The sequence below is a fragment of the Acinetobacter sp. YT-02 genome (assembly GCF_002412355.1).
Lineage (GTDB): Bacteria > Pseudomonadota > Gammaproteobacteria > Pseudomonadales > Moraxellaceae > Acinetobacter > Acinetobacter towneri.
Genome location: NZ_NOZT01000083.1, coordinates 1 through 4,255 on the forward strand (window position 1 = coordinate 1; position 4,255 = coordinate 4,255).

A 4,255-nucleotide genomic window follows, 5' to 3' on the forward strand; every position below is an offset into this window, starting at 1 on the left:
TTTCATTTGTGGCTACAACATAAAGCCTATGTGTTACTTCAAGGCGTTTATTTCTAAAGTAAATTAGATAGTTTTTCATGTTATTCATAAAGATTTATTAACCAAAGTTAAGCCTAGCTAACTCCATTTGAAATAGAAAGTTTTTCTATTTAGGGTCAATCACACAAAAATCGGCATTTTTCCCATATCCGCACTGCTTTTTCATTACTCGAACACAGGTTTTAGATTCTCCATCAACTTTACAGCTTCCAATATCAAACTGGATTCCCTGCTGTCTTAGGCTCTCGATCTGCGGAATATTGCCTAAAGGTTTTATATAGACGATAAATAACCAAGTCATTGCCAACATCAAAATGGCAAAAGCACCTAAAACAATGGCTATTAACTTCCATGACCATTGATGAATCACTGAATCAATCGAATTATTCAAGCGTCCAAGTGCCTTAGCGGTCTTGATAAGCTCTGCTGTACCTTCCTGTAAGCCCGTATTTAGCGATTTTGATACGGTGCTATGGGTTTGCCCTGCGATGACCTTTTGAATGCGTTCTTCGGTGATTTGAAGCTCTTTAACAGCCTGATTGACTAGGTTCTGCTGTTGTTCTGCAACTGCCATCAGTGCATATAGCTTTTTTTCATCAGGTGTCATCGGCTCATCCCCTTATAACTCATGGTTTTCTGTTGCTCTCGCTCTAATTTCTGCTGTTCTTTGTACTGCTCTAAGGCAAGCTGTTTGAAGCTGTCAAAATCAGCTTTAAAGCTCTCAATACCTTGTTTAATTTCTTTGTCTGAAATTGGGCTGTCTTTTAGTTCTTTAAGGTCTTTTTTCGGATCGCCTAAGTCTAGTCGCTCAAACTCTTTATAGGCTGTACGTGACTGTTGCAGAGCTTCCCTGATTTCAGGGTCTTTGGCTTGACTTGGTAATAGTTTCTTTTCGGGTTCTTTCTCTATGCCTTGCTCTTTGTAGCTTCGCATATCAATACGGCTGTCAATTTTATGCTTCTCTAGATGGCTATTGCATAAATCTGCCCATCTTTGGCGTAGGTCTTTAATATCAGTTTTTCGTTCCTGGTAACTCTTGCCGGTATTGTCTTTTTTAGCTCCGCCACGTTCAGGATTCTTGCTGTTATAGCGTTTGAAATATTGCTCCGGATCTCGTTGGATTCCATCTTGCAGACGTTCATTAAACATCAGGTGGACGTGGGGCTGATCGTTGCCGTCCATTGCTTTAGGGTTATGAATCGCAAATTGATACGGATATTTTGAGCCGATCTCGGACTGAATGAAGTCCTCAACCAATTCTAAGCGTTGCTCGGCATTCATTTCTCTAGGTAGGGCAATTTCATATTCTCGATAGGTACTGCCATTTTTGCGCTCGTAAAGGTCGGCTGCCTGCCAAAAGGTAATCGGATTATGTTCAGCCCATTTCGGCATATTTCCATAGGCACTATGTTCAAGGTCGGTTTCTGCCTGTTCCTGTTTCAGCTTCTTTTCTTCATCCCGATCAATATATTCGGCATGTGGTGCTGCTTTGCCTGCCTTACCGACTTTGACACTTAAACGAGCAATCGCCATTAGGTCTTATCCTGTTCCTTTTTTCGATTACGTTCTTTTTTAAACGCTTTTTGATCAAGTATCGAAGCCCACATCATAATGATGATAAGTAGCGGTGCTGCGATCACGCCAAAACTAATATCTTTGATTTTTCCCAATACCTGTTTTAGTTGCATGCTGTTGCTCCTAGCTTTGGTACTTCTTTTTTTCACTCAATTTTCAATTGAACGAAAAAAAGAAGTTTCAGGGTTTTAGGGATGAAGTCCCTAACGTGCTTAGGTTTCTCAATAAAATTGAGAAACGTCTAAGCGCGCCATCAAATTTTTGATGGAAGTATAGGCGACAATCTCTAGAACGACTTTAACAAAATTACGTTACTTGGACGTAATTATTTTGTTATCGTTCTTTGAGTATTGAGCCTGTACTTTTGCGGTATCTAAATTAAGGAATTGAATATGAATAATGATTGGCTGTCTGAAAAAACCACCTATATTTCTGCTTTAAAAAATCCTAGTGATGCACAAAAACTTTTATTGGAATTAGCTCAAATCCAATACCGCACACCAGACCAAGAGAAGAAGTTAAATGCACTGATTAAAGCCGAAAAAGCCATAGATCGAGCTAATAAACAGAAAATAGCTGTTCGGAAACTGCTAAACGCTGAAAAGGAAGCTGAACGTAAAGCTCGTACACGTCATCTCATCCAATTAGGCGCACTATTTGAAATTGCTAACCTAGATCAACGTGACCCAGCAGAGTTACTTGGAGTTCTGCTTAAAACTGCTGAAATTGATCCAAATGATATGAAATGGCAAATTTGGAAAGAATTAGGACAAGAAACTTTAAATCAAAGAAATAAGACGAAAAAATAAGATATTGAGTATTATCTAACTTAATTAAGCTTAAAACTAAAATTTATGCGAAATGTGATCTCTTGGATTTGCTCTATAGCTGTATTTGTACTGCTCACAACCCTTTCAATATTACTTATTGAATATATGGACATGGAGGTAGCTAAAGATATTTTAGGGGCATTTACTTTAATTATTTCAGGAATGATTGCATATCGCATAGGAATATTGATTCAACAAAAAGAATTATCAGAAGAAAAACTTATAGTTTTTAATTGTTGGATACTTGGCTTAGTACTAATAACTGTTCTTACAGGACTGATATTTAAAGCATTTGATGATGTATACAGCACAATAGGCACAAACTTCAAAGTTGCATTATTTGTTGCAGCAATTGCTGGAACTATTTGGGTTACTAAACAAGTCTATAAGCAAAAAAAGGCTCAACATGAAAAGGAATTAAAACAATATTTTGAAGAATCTAATAATAAATAGCCTAAGCAAAAAGTTTAATAAAACAATTAATACCATTCTTAAAGTTCTACGTCCTTACAACCAATAAAACAAAATGCTCTCAACTTCTCAACTCGTCCCCAAAGCGTCGCACTCCGTGCTTTGGCTTTGGTGAACGGTTGAGAGAGTTTCGGCAATACTCTCCCTAAAGGCGGTCATTTAAAAAAATGACACATCCTTTAAGTATTGCCGATTTACCGCATATTCTTTTGGCTTCGGAGCCACGTATATCGGTCGTATCCGCACATAGCTTTGCTGACTATGCAGACAAGGACTAAAGGTCTTGCACCTTCTCCCACACGCTCCCTGTCGAAGTATGGCGGTATCTCTGCGAGGGTTTCCCCAACATGCAACTTAACCGACCTATACAGCTACTCTTAACGCTCCGCTTTTGTGAGATTCCCCTGTAGCGGTTTAGCCTTTCGACTATCGCTACGTTGCACCAGTGACACTTATTCCCTCCACATGCAACGCATGCCAATCCGTATAACAACGGACACGCAGAAGCAGGCAAAGCTCGATCTATGATGCTTATTTGACGATTTAAAACACGGATTAACGAAGACTTATCATTTTGAGTCTTGATCTAAACACTGTTTATTGTGAAAATAGAGTTCAGGTACAAGCCTTAGTGTGAAATCTGCACGAGTTGGTAGCTCTGCTGATCTTCGTTATTCGATGTTGCAAGCATCAAATAACTGCGTACCGCTGAATATAAAGCGAAAGCCCATTTAGTTTCAATACTGAATGGGCTTTTTCTTTTCTCAAAACAAGCAAATGCTCATTATCTCTCTGATCTTATTTGCTTCGATTCTCAATTATGACATTAGGAACATGCTCAATATTAGGTCTTGTATATTGAGGGTCGTTATCTGCTAAACAACGAAATGTAAGGGTAACGGTTGTATCAATATTCATGCGTGTAGGCATAATTGACTCATTCACGAACATAAAATTTTTACCCAACGCTGTACATTGATCTGTAGCTTTCTTAAATGCACTATTGCGTGCAGCTGCTGCATCACGAAAACCATCAGAAGTAGCTGAAACAGAAAAAGTATCTTTTCCCATTGGAAGAACATGACTCGTACTTACACAACCTGTTACAGCTAATACCATGCTTAGTAATAAAATATTTTTCATAAAAGCTCTTTTAAATAGAGATAGATGGAATACCTTTTTTCTTACTTTGACCAACATCCATCCAATCATGGATATAGTAATCACTTAACTTGAGATGTCTTTTGGCAGACTCCACAATATTATTTTCATTTGTGGCTACAACATAAAGCCTATGTGTTACTTCAAGGCGTTTATTTCTAAAGTAAATTAGATAGTTT

At 38.1% G+C, this 4,255-nt stretch carries 7 protein-coding genes; 2 read left to right on the plus strand and 5 right to left on the minus strand.

The window, feature by feature from the left end; all coding sequences use genetic code 11:
• Positions 1 to 145: 145 nt before the first annotated feature.
• The 3 genes from CF596_RS14145 to CF596_RS14810 are packed head-to-tail and all read right to left on the minus strand — an operon-like array spanning position 146 to position 1,727.
• Positions 146 to 646, minus strand: coding sequence for a hypothetical protein (locus tag CF596_RS14145; protein ID WP_096902842.1), 501 nt, complete (start codon positions 644 to 646; stop codon positions 146 to 148).
• Complete coding sequence (locus tag CF596_RS14150) at positions 643 to 1,572, minus strand: MobA/MobL family protein (RefSeq protein ID WP_096902843.1); 930 nt, start codon at positions 1,570 to 1,572, stop codon at positions 643 to 645. Before CF596_RS14150 ends, CF596_RS14145 begins: the two co-directional genes overlap by 4 nt.
• Positions 1,572 to 1,727: a hypothetical protein gene (locus CF596_RS14810; protein WP_171325025.1), complete on the minus strand. Its 156-nt coding sequence runs from the start codon at positions 1,725 to 1,727 to the stop codon at positions 1,572 to 1,574. Before CF596_RS14810 ends, CF596_RS14150 begins: the two co-directional genes overlap by 1 nt.
• Positions 1,728 to 2,006: 279 nt before the next feature.
• On the opposite strand from CF596_RS14810, the gene CF596_RS14155 reads away from it, so the two are divergent.
• A complete protein-coding gene (locus CF596_RS14155; protein ID WP_096902844.1) occupies positions 2,007 to 2,423 on the plus strand; it encodes a conjugal transfer protein TraD in 417 nt (138 codons plus the stop codon).
• Between the two features lie 132 nt (positions 2,424 to 2,555).
• Positions 2,556 to 2,897, plus strand: a complete 342-nt coding sequence (locus tag CF596_RS14160) for a hypothetical protein (RefSeq protein ID WP_143228709.1) — start codon at positions 2,556 to 2,558, stop codon at positions 2,895 to 2,897.
• Between the two features lie 816 nt (positions 2,898 to 3,713).
• Here CF596_RS14160 and CF596_RS14165 read toward each other — a convergent pair.
• Complete coding sequence (locus tag CF596_RS14165; protein WP_143228710.1) at positions 3,714 to 4,058, minus strand: hypothetical protein; 345 nt, start codon at positions 4,056 to 4,058, stop codon at positions 3,714 to 3,716.
• 10 nt (positions 4,059 to 4,068) lie between these two features.
• Positions 4,069 to 4,255 (minus strand): hypothetical protein (locus CF596_RS14840; RefSeq protein WP_206780812.1); only part of this gene is annotated, 187 nt, incomplete at its 5' end.